14 protein-coding genes are annotated in these 17,759 nt (G+C 66.3%); 10 read left to right on the top strand and 4 right to left on the bottom strand.

The features are described from left to right. Nucleotides 1-33: 33 nt before the first annotated feature. The 8 genes from QP140_RS02010 (at nt 34) to QP140_RS01975 (ending at nt 8,610) form a co-directional block, all read left to right on the top strand. Nucleotides 34-657: a C40 family peptidase gene (locus QP140_RS02010; RefSeq protein ID WP_070757971.1), complete on the top strand. Its 624-nt coding sequence runs from the start codon at nt 34-36 to the stop codon at nt 655-657. A gap of 335 nt (nt 658-992) precedes the next feature. Next, nucleotides 993-2,174 carry an NlpC/P60 family protein gene (locus QP140_RS02005; protein WP_284757822.1) on the top strand — a complete coding sequence of 394 codons (1,182 nt, stop codon included), beginning with the start codon at nt 993-995 and terminating at the stop codon, nt 2,172-2,174. A gap of 15 nt (nt 2,175-2,189) precedes the next feature. Beyond that, complete coding sequence (locus QP140_RS02000; protein WP_284757821.1) at nt 2,190-3,431, top strand: glycosyltransferase family 4 protein; 1,242 nt, start codon at nt 2,190-2,192, stop codon at nt 3,429-3,431. 132 nt (nt 3,432-3,563) lie between these two features. Continuing rightward, complete coding sequence (locus tag QP140_RS01995) at nt 3,564-4,544, top strand: ROK family protein (protein WP_284757820.1); 981 nt, start codon at nt 3,564-3,566, stop codon at nt 4,542-4,544. Nucleotides 4,545-4,645: 101 nt separating this feature from the next. Next, on the top strand, nt 4,646-5,389 hold the full coding sequence (locus QP140_RS01990) for a lysophospholipid acyltransferase family protein (RefSeq protein WP_284757819.1): 744 nt from the start codon (nt 4,646-4,648) through the stop codon (nt 5,387-5,389). 33 nt (nt 5,390-5,422) lie between these two features. Beyond that, on the top strand, nt 5,423-6,667 hold the full coding sequence (locus QP140_RS01985; RefSeq protein ID WP_284757818.1) for an acyltransferase family protein: 1,245 nt from the start codon (nt 5,423-5,425) through the stop codon (nt 6,665-6,667). A gap of 12 nt (nt 6,668-6,679) precedes the next feature. Continuing rightward, a complete protein-coding gene (locus QP140_RS01980) occupies nt 6,680-7,183 on the top strand; it encodes a polyadenylate-specific 3'-exoribonuclease AS (RefSeq protein ID WP_284757817.1) in 504 nt (167 codons plus the stop codon). Between the two features lie 38 nt (nt 7,184-7,221). Beyond that, nucleotides 7,222-8,610: a class II 3-deoxy-7-phosphoheptulonate synthase gene (locus tag QP140_RS01975; RefSeq protein WP_070757981.1), complete on the top strand. Its 1,389-nt coding sequence runs from the start codon at nt 7,222-7,224 to the stop codon at nt 8,608-8,610. 278 nt (nt 8,611-8,888) lie between these two features. On the opposite strand, the gene QP140_RS01970 is transcribed toward QP140_RS01975, so the two are convergent. Continuing rightward, on the bottom strand, nt 8,889-11,282 hold the full coding sequence (locus QP140_RS01970) for a PASTA domain-containing protein (RefSeq protein WP_284757991.1): 2,394 nt from the start codon (nt 11,280-11,282) through the stop codon (nt 8,889-8,891). A 229-nt stretch (nt 11,283-11,511) separates the two neighbouring features. Between QP140_RS01970 and QP140_RS01965 the strand changes: the two genes are divergently transcribed. Beyond that, entirely contained in the window at nt 11,512-11,973 is a 462-nt protein-coding gene (locus QP140_RS01965; RefSeq protein WP_284757816.1) for an Rv2175c family DNA-binding protein, read from the top strand. Here the strand turns inward: QP140_RS01965 and QP140_RS01960 are convergent. The 3 genes from QP140_RS01960 to QP140_RS01950 are packed head-to-tail and all read right to left on the bottom strand — an operon-like array spanning nt 11,873 to nt 16,431. Continuing rightward, complete coding sequence (locus QP140_RS01960) at nt 11,873-13,558, bottom strand: alpha-(1->6)-mannopyranosyltransferase A (RefSeq protein WP_284757815.1); 1,686 nt, start codon at nt 13,556-13,558, stop codon at nt 11,873-11,875. The two genes, QP140_RS01965 and QP140_RS01960, sit on opposite strands and share 101 nt — an antisense overlap. Continuing rightward, nucleotides 13,555-15,243 carry a phytoene desaturase family protein gene (gene crtI / locus QP140_RS01955; RefSeq protein ID WP_284757814.1) on the bottom strand — a complete coding sequence of 563 codons (1,689 nt, stop codon included), beginning with the start codon at nt 15,241-15,243 and terminating at the stop codon, nt 13,555-13,557. The genes QP140_RS01960 and crtI overlap by 4 nt, the downstream gene beginning before the upstream one ends. Before the next feature lie 3 nt (nt 15,244-15,246). Continuing rightward, nucleotides 15,247-16,431 (bottom strand): polyprenyl synthetase family protein, encoded by a 1,185-nt coding sequence (locus QP140_RS01950; RefSeq protein ID WP_284757813.1) that lies wholly within the window; start codon nt 16,429-16,431, stop codon nt 15,247-15,249. Nucleotides 16,432-16,676: 245 nt separating this feature from the next. Between QP140_RS01950 and QP140_RS01945 the strand changes: the two genes are divergently transcribed. After that, the gene (locus QP140_RS01945; RefSeq protein ID WP_284757812.1) at nt 16,677-17,702 is read left to right on the top strand and encodes a methylenetetrahydrofolate reductase; all 1,026 of its coding nucleotides are present in this window, start codon (nt 16,677-16,679) and stop codon (nt 17,700-17,702) included. The last annotated feature ends 57 nt before the right edge of the window (nt 17,703-17,759 follow it).

Genomic DNA, 17,759 nt, shown 5'->3' with positions numbered 1-17,759 from the left:
TCTCAAGGGGAGTAGCGAAAGGCAAGAATTTCTATGGGTAAGCACCGTAAGCAGGGCAACACCGTCCGCAACGCAGTCGCATTCGCAGCAGCAGGCGCAGGCCTCGCAGCCCTGGCTCCGGCCACCGCCACCGCCGCGCCGATCACCGTCCCGGACACCGACTTCTCCGTCGAGGCGCCGGACCACATCGCCAAGCAGGTGCAGCCGCACATCGATAACGCTCACCGCCAGGCAGTGAACGCAGGCCTCATTAAGCAGGCTCAGGTTCCAACCAAGGGTGCGAAGAAGGCTGCCCCTGCTAAGGCACACGTCAGCATCGGCCAGAAGATCGCCGACTACGCTATGAGCAAGGTCGGCGCCCCGTACGCCTGGGGTGCCGCTGGCCCGAACGCCTTCGACTGCTCCGGTCTGACCAGCTGGGCCTACAAGCAGGTCGGCAAGAACATCCCGCGTACCTCCCAGTCTCAGGCTGGCGGCGGCAAGCCGGTCGCCATCAAGGATCTGCGCCCGGGCGACATCGTCTCCTACTACGGTGGCGCATCCCACGTTGCTATCTACATCGGCAAGGGCAAGGTCGTCCACGCCGTCAACTCCGGCACCCCGGTTCAGGTCAACGACCTCAACTACATGCCGGTCAACAACGCAGTGCGCTTCTAAGCTTTCAGGCGCTCGATTGCCCGCCGGAGTGGCCCAGAATGCCGCCTCCGGCGGGTTTCTTGTTTCCTTCAGTTAACTCTTGTGGCTAACGAGGTCTGGCGTTACTGCGCTGCAGCTCAGCCCTCCGAAATGGCTACTCATTGCGAGCCAACTGTGGCATAATCACAAGTTGGTTGTTCCGCTGGGTTTCGGTTCGCCGCAGCAGGTGTCAGCCCAAGCCAACACGGCTGCACGATCCCCCTGAAAACCCGGCTTGTGGCCGTGACGACCCCGTGAACGGCCCGTACATCCGCCCCCACACTGTGGCTCTTCGAAGCAAAGGTTTGGAAAAAATCTTGTCTAAGCAGAAATTCACCCTCGGGACTAGTGTTTGCGCTGCTGTACTCACCGCCGCGACGATCCTGCCGACCGCGCCAATCGCGCAGGCCGACCCCGCCGCGTCGACCCGAGACAACGGAGCCAACCAGGCGGACACGAAGAAGGACAAGAAGAAGCTCAGCGAGTTCGACGCCACCCAGGCTGACGTCGACCGTCTGCTCAAGAGCCCCGCGCCGAAGGACGTCGACGGCCTGATCAAGCGCCTCGAAAAGATCTCCCGCACCGCGGCGGTCACTAGCGACCTCGTGGAGTCCACCAAGGGGCGCATCGCCAAGCAGAACGAGGCGCTGGACAAGGCCAACCGCGACGTCCGCGCCGCCAAGGCCCAGCTCGACAAGACGCAGAAGAAGGTCGACGCCTCCCGCGCCTCCGTCTCCGAGATGTCCCGCTCCGCCTACCGTGGCGCGAGCGTGGACCCGGTCTCCGCGATCGCCGGCGCATCCGGTCCGGCCGCGGCCATGGATCGCTCCGCCTACCTGACCGCCCTGACCCGCGACGCGCAGTCCCGCATGGACGCCGTCACCCAGGACCAGCAGGACGCCCACGCCGCCCGCTCCAAGGCGCTGCGCACCAAGGCTCAGGCCGACCACCGACTCAACGAGCTGCGCTACCAGGAGAAGAAGCTCAACGAGCGCACCGAGGACCTGGACCGGCTCAAGGCCGAGGTCAAGACCATCGTCGATGGCTTCTCCCCGGAGGACCGCCGCCGCTGGGTCGACCGCAACGGCCCCATCGACGTCGACGTCGACGAGTTCCTCGGCAAGCTGAAGAAGTCCGCCAAGGGTGCGGCGAAGGGCAATTACGCCGGCGCCGTCGCCGCGGCGATGAGCAAGCTCGGCGCCCCGTACAGCTGGGGCGCCACCGGTCCGGACGCCTTCGACTGCTCCGGCCTGATGGTCTGGGCTTATCAGCAGATCGGCAAGTCCATCCCGCGCACCTCCCAGGCCCAGCTCTCCGGCGGCCAGAGCGTGAGCACCTCCGACCTCCAGCCGGGCGATATCGTCGCTTACTACCCGGGTGCGACCCACGTGGGCATGTACATTGGCGACGGCCAGCTCGTTCACGCTTCCGACTACGGCATCCCGGTCCAGGTTGTTCCGGTCGATTCCATGCCGATCGTCGGCGCCGTCCGCTACTAGCAGGTCCCACCCGGCGTGCCGGAGCAGCAGAACAGCGGCGTCTCAGCCCCGCGGGTTCTCGTCGTTACCAACGACTTCCCACCGACCCTCGGGGGTATCCAGACCTATATTCGCGACTACCTCAACGCGCTGGTCACCCACGCCGGGATCCCCGCGGAGAATATCGTGGTCTTCGCCTCTACCCAGGACGCCGACGCGGCCGCCGAGTTCGACGCCGCTGTCGACTACCACGTCGTACGGTGGCCCCGGAAGATCATGCTGCCGACCCCGCAGGTCGCCCGCCGCATGCGGCAGCTCATCCGCGAGTACCGCATCGACACCGTGTGGTTCGGTGCAGCAGCCCCACTCGCTGCGATGGCTCCCAGCGCCCGGGCCGCCGGGGCAACGCGGGTCGTGGCCTCCACCCACGGCCACGAGGTTGGCTGGTCCATGTTCCCCGGCACCCGTGCCGTGCTCCGCTATATCGGCCGGCACGTGGACACTCTCACCTTCGTCTCCCGCTACGTGCGTGGGCGCATCGCCGGGGTTTTCGGCCCCGATGTGGCGTGGGAACCCATGCCCGGCGGCGTGGATGCCGCAAGCTTCACCCCGGATGAGCAGGTCCGGCAGCGCCTCCGCCGACGCGTTGGCGTTGAGGAAAAGAAAGTCATCGTCGCGGTTAGCAGGGTCGTTCCCAGGAAAGGGCAGGACACCCTCGTGGCAGCGATGCCGCAGATCCTGCGGGAGGTCCCGGATGCTCACCTCGTGATCGTCGGCCCTGGCGATTACGCAACGAAGCTCCAGCGGCGTGCCGAGGCACTCCACGTCGCCCAGCACGTGACCTTCACCGGGCCGGTGCAGCCAGCGGAGCTCGCCGGTTACTACAGCCTCGGTGATGTGTTCGCCCTGCCGGTGCGCACCCAGGGCGGTGGGCTCTCCGTCGAAGGGCTGGGCATCGTCTTCCTCGAAGCACAAGCCGCCGGCCGGGCCACCGTGGCCGGCGATGGTGGGGGAGCACCCGAGACCGTCATCAACGGAGTCACCGGCGAGATCGTGAACGGGCGTGACACCGCCGCCGTCGCCTCCTGCCTCAGCGCACTACTCAACGACCCGGAACGCGCCGCAGACCTGGCCGCAGCTGGGCAGGAGCGCGTCGCGGAGGCCTGGGACTGGCGGGTTCTCGCCCAGCAACTGGAGTACGTCCTGCGGGGCGACCAGCAGCCACGGCGGCGCACACCACCCCGCCACAGTTGGAATTCCCCGGTCAATAAGAAGTAAGTTCTATAAAGACCTCAACTCGCCAGCCGCGCGACACGATCGCCGCAACCTCAACCGAGGGGCGAGAACCACGGCGAATACCGGTGCTACGGGGCACCGGTATTTCCACGCCTGAATCGAGAAAGGTTGCCGGTGCACAACCAGGAAGCACCAGCTGAACACCCACAGCTGACGATCGGTATGGACATCGGAGGCACGAACCTCCGCGCGGCAGTCATCGACGCCGAAGGCACGATCGTCGACCTCGAAAAACTCCCCACACCATCCGAAGCCCCGGCGCTGGAGGACACCATCGTCCGCGTCGTCGACACGCTGTGCGCCCGACACCCGCAGATCGGTGCGGTGGGCCTCGCGATCGCGGGTTTCCTGGCCCCGGACCTGCGCACCGTCCGTTTCGCGCCCCACCTGCCGTGGGAGGACGTCGACGTCGTCGCCCGACTGGAAAACCGCATCAAGTTGCCCATCGTCGTGGAACACGACGCCAACGCCGCCGCCATCGGGGAACACCACCGTGGCGTGGCACAGGGGGTCAGCACGTGGGCGCTGTTTGCCATTGGCACTGGGGTGGGCGGCGCGCTCATGCACAACGGTGAGCTGTACCGGGGCTCCTTCGGCACCGCGCCCGAGTTCGGCCACATCACCGTGGTGCCCGGCGGCCGGGCCTGCCCCTGCGGCAAGCGAGGCTGCCTGGAGCGCTACTGCTCCGGCTCCGCGCTGCAGCTGGCCGCCCATGACCGCATCGCGGAGCGGGCCTACCCGGAATCCGTGCTCTTCACCCGCTTCCACCGGCAGCCGGAGGAGATCTCCGGCCGGCACATCGTCAAGGCTGCTCGCGACGGGGACAAGCTGGGCCTTGAGATCCTCCGGGACGTCGGGGAGTGGCTCGGCCGTGGCCTGGCGATGGTGCAGGACATCCTCGACCCAGAGCTCATCGTCCTGGGTGGGGGAGTGAGCGCCGACGCTGACCTCTTCCTAGATACCGCCCGGGCAGAGATGGCGAAAAACATCGTCGGCCAAGGTCGCCGACCCCTAGCCCGCGTCGTTCCCGCGGAACTGGGTGGGGACGCCGGTATGATTGGCGTGGCTCTACTCGCAGCGCAGGCGCTGGATTAAAGAAGTTATAGCCCTGGGCAGCCCGGGCCGCGCGGCGTGCGGCCAAACACGATCGGGGCTTCAAAGCTCGAGGCGAACTCTAGGAAGGCAAGACTTTTCCAATGCGGAACCGGACTTACTGGTGGTTGAAGCACGTCTTCATCGGGCCGTGGCTGTGGATCTACAACCGGCCATTCACCCGCGGGCTGGATAAGCCCCCAGTGGACGGGCCGGTGATCTTCGCCTCCAACCACCTCGCTGTGATGGACTCCTTCTACTTCCCGCTGGTGAACAAACGCCAGCTGACCTTCCTGGCGAAGAAGGAATACTTCACCACCCCAGGCCTGGTCGGCGCGATCCAGCGCTGGTTCTTCTCCTCGGTGGGGCAGGTGCCGATCGACCGCGCCGACAAGGGGTCCCAGGAGGCCGCCCTGCAGACCGCGCTGCGGGTGCTGGAGAAGGGGGACGCGCTGGGCATGTACCCGGAGGGCACCCGCTCGCCGGACGGTCGCCTCTACCGTGGCAAGACCGGCATGGCTCGCATCGCGCTGGAGTCCGGCGTGAAGGTCTATCCGGTGGCGATGATCAACACGAATAAGGTCAACCCGATCGGCTCCTGGATCCCGCGGCCCTACCGCTGCGGCGTGATCGTGGGCGACCCGATCGACCCCGCCGAGTTCAAGGATGCCGGGGATGATTACCAGCAGGCTCGTGCGCTGACCGACCGGGTCATGGAAGAGCTCGCCAAGCTCAGCGGCCAGGAGTACGTGAAGGATTTCTACGCCGCGGACGTGAAAAACTCCCTCGCTGCAGGTCAGGGCTACCCGGAGGGTTCCGCTCCGGGCGAGGGCGTGGTGTACTCTTAAAAAACGTTAAGAAGTCGCGCTTCGATAAGGGGCTTGCCGGCCACGGATCCACACCGGGGCAGGGCAGAGCCCCATTGGCATAGAGGAGCAAACATCAAGACGAGCAGTGAGCAGACCGCGGACGCGACCGCGGCGAGCAGCGCGTCGGCGCCGGCCTCGACGCCGCGCAAGGCGAGCCGCGTCGAGTGGGCGGATACCGCGAAGGGTCTGTCGATCATCGGCGTGTGCCTGATGCACGTCGTCACGGCGGTTCCGGATGGCACCAGCACACCGCTGGGGATGCTGTCCTCCTTCCTTGACCCGCTGCGCATGCCGCTGTTCTTCCTGGTCTCCGGGCTCTTCGCCCACCGAGTGCTGGAGCGCACGCTGGGGGACCTGTGGTACCGCCGCCTGTGGTTTCTGCTCGTTCCCTATCTGGTCTTCACCCCCTTCCAGGCGCTGATCCGCCTCAACATGGCGGGCAATGCCGACCTGCCCCACCTGATCCAGGCGATCCTGTTCGGCGATCCTGGGCTGTGGTTCCTCTACACGCTGATGGTTTACAACATCGTCGCGTGGTTGTTGCGTCGCCAGCCCGCCGTCGTGGCCCTGGCGCTCTCTTTCGTTCCCATCTGTGCAGGCATGATGACCGGCTGGGTGCAGACCCAGAGCTTCCGCCAGGCCTTCATCTACATGCCGATCTTCTTTGCCGGCCTGCACTTCCGCACGTGGTTCTTTGCCCTGGCCAATAAGGCCGGCAACGCGGCGGTCATCCTCGGAACCTTCGGCATCTTCGTGGCCTGGGAGTTCGTGTACCGCTACATGGAGGCGGTGGTCTTCGAAGGCTGGGATATCGTCATTTCCAGCCAGAACGCATTCCTGGCGCTCATCCGCACCTTCACCGCTGTGCCGTTCGGCGTGGTGCTGGCCGTGTGGCTGAGCAACACCCCGCTGGTCAGCCGCTTCCTGACCTTTGTCGGAGCCAACACCCTGCCGATCTACGTCAGTCACCATGCGATGATGTGGCTGTTTATGGACGTCGGCGCCCGCGGCCTGGCCGATAGTGACCCGGAGCGCTTCGGGTTCCTTACTGAGACTTATCCGTTCATGCTCATCGGCTTCGCTGCTTGCCTGTTCGCCGGGACCCTGTTCTACAACGTCGGCAAGGTGCCGGTGCTCAAGTGGATTCTTTATCCGCCGGCTTTGTCCCGGGCGGGCGCTACCCGGTTACACTCGACGGCGGAACAACGCTCCACGCCGCGCCAGCAGTGCGCAAGCTCCACCCAAACGCGAAGCTAGAAAGCAGTAGCAGTGCGCTATTTTTATGACACCGAGTTCATCGAAAACGGTCGCACCATCGACCTGATCTCCATCGGTGTTGTCGCGGAGGACGGTCGCGAGTTCTACGCGATCTCCACGGAATTCGACGCGGGGGCGGCCGGCCCATGGGTCAAGCGCAACGTGCTGCCGCTGCTGCCGCCACGCTCCCACGCGGCCTGGATGAGCCGCGCGCAGATGCGCGACCAGCTCTACGACTTCCTCCTGCCGCCCGGCACGACCCGCCGCGACTGGCCCGAACTGTGGGCCTGGCTGGGGGCGTACGACCACGTGGCGCTCGCGCAGCTGTGGGGGGATATGACCAAGCTGCCCCGCGAGATTCCACACTTCACCCGCGAGCTGCGCCAGCTGTGGGAGATGGCGGGTAAACCGCAACTGCCGGAGGCCCCATCTAAGGCCCACGACGCGTTGGTGGATGCCCGTTTCAACGCCGTGAAGTACCGGCTGAGCATGGCTGCGCTGAATAAACGCACTTAACGCGCAGCGCAGGGGTAATTTCGGGTATAGTTTTAGGCATGTCTTGGACTATTGACCTCCCCATCGATGAGATGCCCGACCTCCCGCCGCTGCCGGACGATATCGCAGCGGAGTTTGACCAGGTTTTTGCTCGTGATGCCAAGCAGCAGCCGAGCTGGGACAAGGATCATGCTTATCGTGTCCGGAGGATTCTCGAGTCCGTCCCGCCGATCGTCGTCGCCCCGGAGATCCGTCGCCTGCGCAAGCAGCTCGCGGACGTCGCCCTGGGCAAGGCCTTCCTGCTGCAGGGCGGTGACTGCGCCGAGACCTTCGAGTCCAACACCGAGCCACACATCCGCGGCAACATCAAGACCCTCCTGCAGATGGCTGTCGTCCTGACCTACGGGGCGTCCACCCCCGTGGTGAAGATGGCCCGCATCGCAGGCCAGTACGCGAAGCCGCGCTCCGCCGACCGCGACGCCAACGGCCTGCTGAACTACCGCGGCGACCTCGTCAACGGCCACGAGGCCACCGAGGAAGCCCGCGCCCACGACCCGTCCCGCATGGTGCGCGCCTACGCGAACTCCTCGGCGACCATGAACCTCATCCGCGCCCTGACTGGCTCGGGCACCGCGGACCTGTACAAGCTGCACGAGTGGAACCGCGAATTCGTCGCCAACTCCCCGGCGGGCGCCCGCTACGAGGCCCTGGCCCAGGAGATCGACCGCGGCCTGGAGTTCATGAGCGCCTGTGGCGTGACCTCCTCCACCCTGCACACCGCGGACATCTACGCCTCCCACGAGGCCCTCGTCCTGGACTACGAGCGCGGCATGCTGCGCCTGGCCCACGACGAAGAGGGCAGGGACGTGCTCTACAACCTCTCCGCCCACCAGGTGTGGATCGGCGAGCGCACCCGCGGGCTGGACGACGCCCACATCCACTTCGCCTCCCTGATCGGTAACCCGGTCGGAGTGAAGATCGGGCCGACGACCACCCCAGAGGAGGCCGTCCAGTACGTCCACCGCCTCGACCCGCACAACGATCCGGGCCGACTGACGCTGATCACCCGCATGGGTTACGACAAGATCCGCGACGTCCTGCCGCCGATCGTGGAGGCCGTGGAGGCCACCGGACACAAGGTCATCTGGCAGACCGACCCAATGCACGGCAACACCTACACCAGCTCCAATGGCTACAAGACCCGCGACTTCGACCGCATCATCGATGAGGTCCAGGGCTTCTTCGAGGTCCACCGCGCCCTCGGCTCCCACCCGGGCGGCGTGCACGTGGAGCTTACGGGCGACGACGTCACCGAGGTCGTCGGCGGCGGCCAGTCCATCACCGACGTGGACCTGCCGAAGCGCTACGACACCACCGTCGACCCGCGCATGAACACCCAGCAGTCCCTGGAGCTGGCGTTCCTCGTCGCGGAGATGCTCCGCAACTAGGCTGCTGCCCCTGTAGCCAGCGCCGGACCGCACCGGTCCCGCAGCGCAACGCAACCCCGGGGAAGGAGTTATTCCTTCCCCGGGGTTATTGCGTGCCCAGCCGATTGCGTGGGGTCGGTTGATTGAGGGCCGGTTGCCTGGTTGCGCCGGGGTCGGTTGATTGAGGGCCGGTTGCCCAGCCGGTTGTGCAGGGTGCACGGCAGCGATAGCCATCCAGGGTGTCAGGCGGGGGCGGTGGGGAGACCGCAGTGGAGCTAACCCGAGCGCCCCAGCGGAGCCTAGAAGGTCGAAATCCGCACCGTGTCGCCCTTCTGTGCCTTCCGACCGGTGTTCGGCGACTGGCTCCACACCAGGCCGTCCTCCGAGCCCGAAATCTCGACCTCGAAGCCCGCGTCTTCCAGCTTCTCTCGGGCCTTCTCCGCCCGCATCCCCAACACGAAGGGGACCGACTCGGCGTTGGAGACCTTGAACTTCACCTGCGTGTCCCGGGACGGGTCGACGACCGTGCCCGCTTCCGGTGACTGGGAGGCGACGTCGCCGCCGGAGACGTCCTCGTCAAAAACCTCGCCATCATCGACCGGGTCCAGACCCGCATCGCGCAGCTCGGCGATGGCCTCAGACTTGCTCAGTCCCGTGATGTCCGGGACCTCCGTGGCATTGTTGACCACGATGGTGACCTCGGACTTGCTCGGCACCTCCGTGCCCTTCGAGGGCGTGGTGCGCAGGACGGTGCCCGGGTCGGCGTCGGGGTCGAACTCCTTGATCGTCTTGCCCACCTTCAGGCCGGCGGATTCCAGGGTCTTCTTCGCCCGGTCCAGCTTCTGACCCGCCACACCTGGAACCCGGACCGGCTTTGGCCCGCGGGAGACGTGGATCGTCACCGTGGACCCGGTGCGGACCTCGCTGCCGGGGGAGGGGGAGACCTCGGCGACGGTGCCCTTCTTGGCGTCGTCGGAGTAGACCTCCTCGCCGATCTCGGCGACGAGGGTGCGGGACGTCAGCTTGGCGGAATAGGTCTCCGCCGTATCCGTCTCACCAGGGATCGGGACGGTCGGCACCCCGAGGCTGACGAGCACCGAAACCTGGCTTCCCTTCGGTGCCCGTTCACCAAAAGGGGGATCGGTCCCCATCACTTTCTTCGCCGGGTGGTCGTCGGAGAATTGCTCATCCACCTGGGAGACGAAGCCTGCGTCTTCCACCTTGACGACCGCCGCCTCCCGGTCGAGGCCGACGACCGAAGGGATCTGGCCGTAGCGGCCGGAGGTCAGCCACCAGCCGCCGAGCCCGATGGCGATCACCAGCGCGGTGATGATCGCGGTCCACAGTAAACCCTTGATCGTGGAGCGGTTGCTGAGCTTCTTTGTCGGCGCCGGTGGGGGCGCGGGGCGGTGTACGGGCGCTGGGTAGCCTGCGGACTGCTGCGCTGGGTAACCCGCTGGAGCAGCGGGGTAGTACTGCGGCTCCGCGTAGCCCGGCGCCTGCCCATACCCCTGGGGTTGGGCTGGCTCGGCCCACTGCTCGCCGGGCTCAGCCCATTGATGGCCTGGGTCTGCCCACTGGTCATAGCCCTGATCGGCTTCGGCGGGGGAGTAATCCCCGTAGGGGTCGACCAGTGCGGTCTCCGACGTCTCGTGAGCCTGGTCCTGAGCCGCGTAGTGGGTCTCCGCCGTGTCCCCGGCTTCATCGGTACCCGCTGCGGGGTCGAGCGTGACCGCACGGGTGGACATCGCCTCGTCGTCCCAGGCCAGGCGGTCTGTGAAACTCGAGCCTGCCAGGGCGTGCTGCACGGCGGAATCCGCGGGGACGGGCACCCGGAATGCCGGAAGCTGGAGTTCCGCGGCGGTCTGGCGGACCGCGGCGAGGAACTCAGAACCGTCCGCGAAACGATCCTCCGGTGCCCGCTGGCAGGCCCGCAGCACCAGGTCGTCGATCTCCGGCGGCACGCCGTCGATGATCTCGGAGGGGGCGGGGACATCCTGGGTGAGCCGGCTCAGCGCCGTCTCGACGGGGCTGCCACCGCTGAAGGGGGTCTCGCCGGTCAGCAGCTCGTAGAGCAGCACCCCGGCGGAATAGACATCGGAGGCCGCACCCAGGGACTGGCCCTGAACCTGTTCCGGGGAAAGGTAAGCGACGGTGCCGATGACCTGCCCGGTGGCTGAGGTGCGCGCCGCCTCACCCGAGCCCGTCGCAACCGCGCGGACCAGCCCGAAGTCCGCGAGCTTGACCTGGTGATTGGCGCTGATCAGCACGTTATCCGGCTTAACGTCCCGGTGGATCATGCCCGTGGTGTGGGCAACCGATAGGGCGGTGAGCACCGGCTCCATGACCGAGAGCGCTGCGTGCGGCGGCATCGGGCCACGCTCCCGGAGCAGCTCCCGTAGCGAACCGCCGTCTACGAGCTCCATGACGAGGAAGACGAACGGGCCATCCTCGCCCTGGTCGAAGACGTTGACCAGATCCGGGTGCGTGAGCTTTGCGACAGCCCGGGCCTCCCGCTCGAAGCGGGTGCGGAAGGTCGGATCGGTCGCGAGCTCCGGGTTCATGATTTTCACCGCGACCTCACGGTCCAGGCGAGTGTCCACGGCGTGGTAGACCGTCGACATTCCGCCCTTGGCGATCTTGGCGCCCAGGTGGTAGCGGTCGTCGAGGTAGCTGCCGGGTTGCGGTTCCATCACTTTTACTGCCGATAATCCTTGCTTATTTTTTCTTACGCTCTTCCCCGTTGTCCATCTGTGCACGCTACGAAGGCCATTGGGCCGTGCGCAGGGCACCGAACGCAGGGGAGGGGCGGGCCGGGTCCACACCGTGCCGGGCCGGGTCGCAGCCCGCGCCCTAAAGTCTCAAGTGTGCCTTGAAGGTGTCAACGATTCTAGCCTGTCACAGTCGAATACAATGGCAGCCATGAGCAACTCCACACAGCCGGATCCGCAGTCTTCCCACCTAGAAGCCACCCCAGCAGCCAAAAGCCGCTCCGATCGCGGCCGCGTGACCAGTGGCGTGTTGCAGGAGGCCGCGGGCGGCCTGCCCGCGGGCGAGGTGCTGCTGAGCATCCCTGAAGCTGCCGAGCGCATGGGGGTGGGGCAGAGCAAGATCCTGGATCTGGTGCAGAAGAAAAAGATCCTCGACACCAAGATCGACGGCGTGCGCTACCTCCCCGCCCGCTTCTTCGACGACGACGGCCAGGTCACCCGCTTCCTCCCCGGGGTGGTTGCCCTCCTTCTCGACGGCGGCTACCAGCCCGCGGAGATCCTGGAGTACCTCTTTACCGAGGACGACTCCCTGCCTGGTCGGCCGGTTGATGCGCTGCACGGGCACTTGGCTCGTGAGGTTCGCCGCCGGGCGCAGGCGATGGCTCTGATTTAGCGGCCTTCGGCCACGGCTCGGCCTGCTCTTCCGGCATGCCGGGCGCGAAGCCCAGGGTGGCGCGCAGCGCGAACCACATCACCACGCCGATGGCGATGACCCACCACAGAACGTAGAGGCGGTTGTTGCCACCGCCGTCGAACATGAAGCACAGCACCGCGCTCAACCAGGCCACGATGAAGACCGCCCGGCGGTCACGGATGCACACACCCACGATCACCAGCGGGGCGACGTAGTACCAGGGCAGCACCACCGAGTTGAACACGCAGGTCACCGCGTAGGCCAGGGTCGCACCCAGCAGGGCGCGGCGGACGTCGTGACGGAAGAGCCACCACACCACGACCAGACCGATCAGCATGATGACCATCGAGATCGGCCGAAAGATTCCGATCAGGACGTTGAACCCGATGTCGTCGTTGATGTGGGAGATGAAGGGCTCCAGGGTGCTGGCCAGCATCGTGGGGGCGGCCAGCGGGTTGATCACCTTCGAGTTGCCGGACATCTCCGCGATCCAGCCCCAGGTCTGCCCCGAGGCCCAGGTGATGGCGAACATCACGGCCACGACCACCGCCACGGAGCTGATCCCCGTCCACAGCAAGGTGACGAAACGGGCGGCAGTTTCCTTGAACCAGCCACGGGGCGCGGGCCCAGCGATGCGGGCGACGGCGATCCAAATTAGGAAGGGCAAGGCGATCGCAGCGGTGGCCTTCAACGCCACGCCAGTGGCGATCAGCACGCTGCCCAGCAGTAGCCCGGCGACCGGTCGCAGCCGCAGGCTCGCCAGAATGCCGAGCATCACGAGCGCCATCATCATCGACTCGGTGTGCAGTCCGCCGATGAGATGCACGATCACCAGGGGATTGGCCACGCCCAGCCACACCGCCAGGTCGGGGTCACTGCCGAGTTCGGCGGCCAGGCGGCGCACCACCCAGATCAGGGCCACGAAGGCCACGAGGGTCAGAAACTTGAATACGAAGATCCCGGCGGTGACGTTATCCCCGGTGATCGTGGTGACCCCCTTGCCCAGCCACAGATGGCCGGGGCCGTAGGGGGTGGTGGTGTTACGCCAGTCGGCAGAGACCTCGTAGAGCATCGGGCCCGGGTTGGCCGCCGCACCCACCCGGTAGGCATCCAGCCCCTCCTTCGCCAGCGCCCCCTGCATCAAATAGGAGTAAATATCGCGGCTCATCAACGGTGCAGCCAGCACCATCGGCCCGACCCACGCGGCGATCGCGCGCTGTGGCAAGGAGCGCCCGCCCCGGAGCACGAGCCCGCCGACGATCGCCCAACTGAGCACCAGCAGCGCAATACCCACCCACAGCACGACGGAGAAGATCCCCGCCATGTGCCCGAAGGTCAGCCAATCCAGGCCGAGGGCTTGCATGATGCCGCCGCGTTCGCGGGTAGCGCCCACCGTGTAGGAACACAGCGTGAGAACCACCGAGCCGATCAGCCCCATGCGGACCGCGCTGCTCATACTGTGGGCCCGCAACCACGCGGTGGGGCGGGCAACGACGGGGTGCTCAGTGAAAGGTCGGCTGGTCGCCGCGGACTTATCCTGCGACTCCTGCAACTGCGTGCTCATCGGATGGAACCTCCACCAATAATTCTGCGTGCTGCCAAAGAACCAGAGAGCAGCGTGGTCGGCACACCCACACCCGGGGTGGTGGAGGAGCCAGCCAGAATCACGTTCTCCAGGCCCGCCACCGGATAATTCCGTGGCCTAAAGGGGCCGGTCTGTGCGACGGTGTGGGCCAGCCCGAACGGCGAGCCCCCGCCATGGCCCTGCTGCTGCCAGAACACAGGGGTATCGATCCGGGCTACCGACAGGTGATCCCGCAGACCAGTGAAGCCGCGACCTTCTAGCACCCCCAGCAATTCCTGGACGTAGTTCTCGGCGATCGCCTCCCAATCCAGGCCCGCTCGGTCCAGGTTCGGCACCGGGGCGAGGACGCTCACCGGCTCGACCGTGTGACCATCTTCGGTGCGGACGAGCCGCTCAGGGATCGTGACCGCCGGGCGGGTCAGTAGCAGCGATGGGTCCGACATCAGCCCCGCCCGACCGCGCGAGGCGGTGAGCTCGGCGAAGGTTTCGTTCCACGCCTCGCCGAAGCTGATGTTGTGGTGGTAGCCGCCCTCGTCTGCGCCCGGCCATGCGGCGGTGACGTCCACCGGGATACTGCCGTGCACCACGACTGCGGAGGGGGACCAATTCGGCTTTCGTCCCGCCAGCCGTGCCGGGGAGTCCAGTAGTTCCTCCACGACGGGCAGGTCCGCAGTGACGACGACGGCATCCGCGGCCAGCTGCTCGCCGTCAGCGGTTCGGATCCCCGTGGCACGCGCACCATCATGGATGATGCGCTCCACCCGGGTGTTGCAGCGCAGCACCCCGCCGGCTCGGCGGGAGGCCCTGGTCAAGACCTCAGGCAGGTCCCCCATGCCGAAACGCGGGTAAAACACACCCATGGTCGTGTCCATGTGGGAGATCACCCCATAGACCGCGCGGGCCTTCGCCGGGGCCACGCCGGCGTAGAGGGCCTGGAAGCTGAATACCCGGGCCAGCTCTTCGTCCCCCAGGTGGCGGGAGGCGCGCTTACCCAGGCTGCCGAACGCCCCGAGCTCCACGAGATCCGCCATGTCATTGGCAGCGGCAGGGGTCGCCACGGCGTCGAGAAGGGAATCGAAATCCGCGCCGATGAAGGACTCGAAGGAAGCATCGAAGATCCCGCCGATCCACTGGCGGTGCTGGCGGTATCCCCGGGCAAGCCGGTCGACATCTCCGCTGTCGGCGCCGTACTTCCCGGCGGCGAAGCGGCGCACCTCGTGCTCCATGGTGTCGCCGTCCGAGTAGACATCCAGCTCGCGGCCACTGGCGAACATCGCGTGATAGGCCGGGCGCAACTTGCGGTAACCCCAGCCAACGTCCTCGGCACTCACCCCCAGGTGCAGCAGGAGGTTATCCACCAGATCCGGCATCGTCAGCACCGTCGCCCCGGTGTCGGCGTAGAACTCGCCGTGGTCGCTGCGCAGCTGTTCCGTACGGCAGCGGCCCCCGACCTCGGGATTCGCCTCAACCAGCGTCACCTGCTTGCCAGCAGCCTGCAGCCGGCACGCAGCCGCCAAACCGGATAGCCCCGCACCCACGACAACCACGGATTCGACATCCCCGGGGACCCGATCGCGGGTCGTTGGGCGGGTGGTCGGAACCACCATCCGGCGCGTGGCCGCGAGTACCTGGCGAGGGGAGGGGATCGCGCTAAAAATCGGCATGCCCTAGAACCTCCGGTCGCTCAGCAAGCGTGCGAAGGCGACGAGCTCCTCGCTGATGCTGTCCTCCAGCCAAGAGTTCTCGACCAGCGAGATTGCCCGCTCGGACAGGGCGTTGATCTTGTCCTCGATCTGCTGCGCCGCCCCGCAATCTTGAATGATCTGGCGCATCCCGTCGATCTGCTCCGCAGTGTGCTCCGCCGCGCCGGGAAGCGGACCGAAATCTTCCCGCAGTCGGGCCAGCTGCTCCGGGCTGCACTCCGAGAAAGCGGTATTCACCAACACCGTTCGCTTCCCGGTGCGCAGATCATCCCCGCTCGGTTTGCCAGTCACGGCTGGGTCGCCGAAGACGCCCAGCTGGTCGTCCCGAAGCTGGAAAGCCTGCCCCACCAGTGTCCCGTACTCCAGGAGCAGCTCGATCGTGCGCTCATCAGCGCCTGCCAGGGCCGCGCCGATGTGCAGTGGACGGGCGACGGTGTAGCTGGCGGTCTTGAAGTTGATCACCTGCATGGCATCGGCGATCGACTCGCTCCCGTTGTTCTCCAAGGCGATGTCCAGCTGCTGGCCGGCGATCACCTCGGTACGCATCGCACGCCAAGGATCCCGCACCCGCTCGACAATCGCTGGGCTCAGTCCCGCGGTGGCGAGCAGATCATCCGCCCAGCTCAACGCGAGGTCACCAGCCAGAATGGCCTGGCTGATGCCGTAGTGTTCCGGGGATCCAAACCAGTCGCGCTCGCGGTGTTGGCTTTCAAACACTCGGTGGGTGGTGGGGTTGCCTCGGCGGGTATCGGACTCGTCGATGATGTCATCGTGGATCAGCGCACACGCCTGAACAAACTCGAGAGCACTGAGAGCCAGCAGCACGGTCGCCGGGTCGACGTCCTGAATGCTGCTGCCATCGGCCCCGCCACCTTCCAGGCCGGCGCGGAAACCAGCCCAAGCGAAGGTCGGTCGGACGCGTTTGCCACCGCCCATGACGAAGCCCCGCAACACCGCCATGGCGTCGTTGAACTCGGGCGCGATCGCGGAAAACTCCGCCGCACTGTGGTCGAAATAGGCGTCCAGGGCACGGTCGACAGCAGCCGGAACGTCCTTCAGCGGTGAGCGCAGGTCCCAACCGGCTAGCTGGTTCGCAACCGGCGGCTGGGAGATCGTCGACAGGCCATGCGGGGAGGACGGAGTGGTCACAGGGAGCACACCTTTCGGGGCTGTGGGGCAGGGCGGGGCGTGGATGCTGAGTGAGCAGCGCACGAAGCGCCCTGCTTTGAAGGTTCGATCTTGTGCCTCATAGTCTAAAGGTCGCTGCAGACACCGGCGAACAGGCGCAACCGGGGTGGGTGCCGGATAGGTCAGTGGGGGTGGGGGAACCCGACGGCACGCGAGTGTTAGCCCGGAACGCGACCTAGACAGAGATGTCTACTATGATTTTCTTCATGTCTGCATCCAACCCCCACGGTCACCACGAGAAGACCTCACCGCTGCCGGGCACACCACCACAGCCCACGCTCCAAGTTCCAGTGAGCGAAGCTATCCGTGGCTACAGCCCCGGTAAGATCCCGTTCTCCGTTGAATTCATGCCCCCGCGCGACGATGCCGCCCAAACCCGGCTGTGGAACGCTGCGGAGGCCTTCCACGACCTCGGCGTGAGCTTCGCGTCCATCACCTACGGGGCCGGTGGCTCCACCCGGGAGCGCACGATGGAGGTCGCCCAACAGCTGGCGGCCAAGCCACTGACCACCCTCATGCACCTCACCCTGGTGGACCACTCGGCCGACGAGCTGCGCGCCATGCTCCAGGACTACGCCCGTCGCGGCATGACGAACGTGCTCGCCCTGCGCGGCGATCCGCCGGGGGACCCGCTCGGAGCATGGCAGCCCACACCGGGCGGGCTGAACTATGCCTCCGACCTCATCGAACTGATCCGCAACACCCCGGAGTGCGAAAACTTCGATATCGGTATCGCCAGCTTCCCGGAGGGGCACTACCGGGCCGAGGACCTGGAGCAGGACACGCAGGTGACCCTGCACAAGCTCCGGCTGGGGGCGGACTACTCGATTACCCAGATGTTCTTCGACGTGGAGAACTACCTCCGGCTGCGCGATAGGCTCGCCGCCGCCGACCCGATCCACGGGGCAAAGCCCGTGATTCCGGGACTCATGCCGATCACCTCGATCCGTTCCGTGCGCCGCCAAATGGAACTGGCGGGTGGCGAGGTTCCCGTGAAGATCCTGGAGCGCCTGGAGAAGGCCGCTGCTGGCGATGAGGTTGCCAACCGTGATGCGGTCCGCGAGGTCGGCATCGACATCACCACCGAGATGAGTGAGCGTCTCATTGCAGAGGGCGCGCCGAACCTGCACTTCATGACCATGAATAACGTGCGGGCGACCCAGGACGTGCTGCACAACCTGGGGATGGCGCCAGCATGGGGGCCGGGTTACGGCCAGGACATGGTTCGCTAGCTCACCGGCGACGCCTACCGGTGCGTTCGCCCCGTGGGGTGGGGCAGCTGCTGGGCA

Source organism: Corynebacterium sp. UMB9976, from assembly GCF_030212265.1.
Classification (GTDB): domain Bacteria; phylum Actinomycetota; class Actinomycetes; order Mycobacteriales; family Mycobacteriaceae; genus Corynebacterium.
This window is presented reverse-complemented; position numbering and strand designations above follow the sequence as displayed.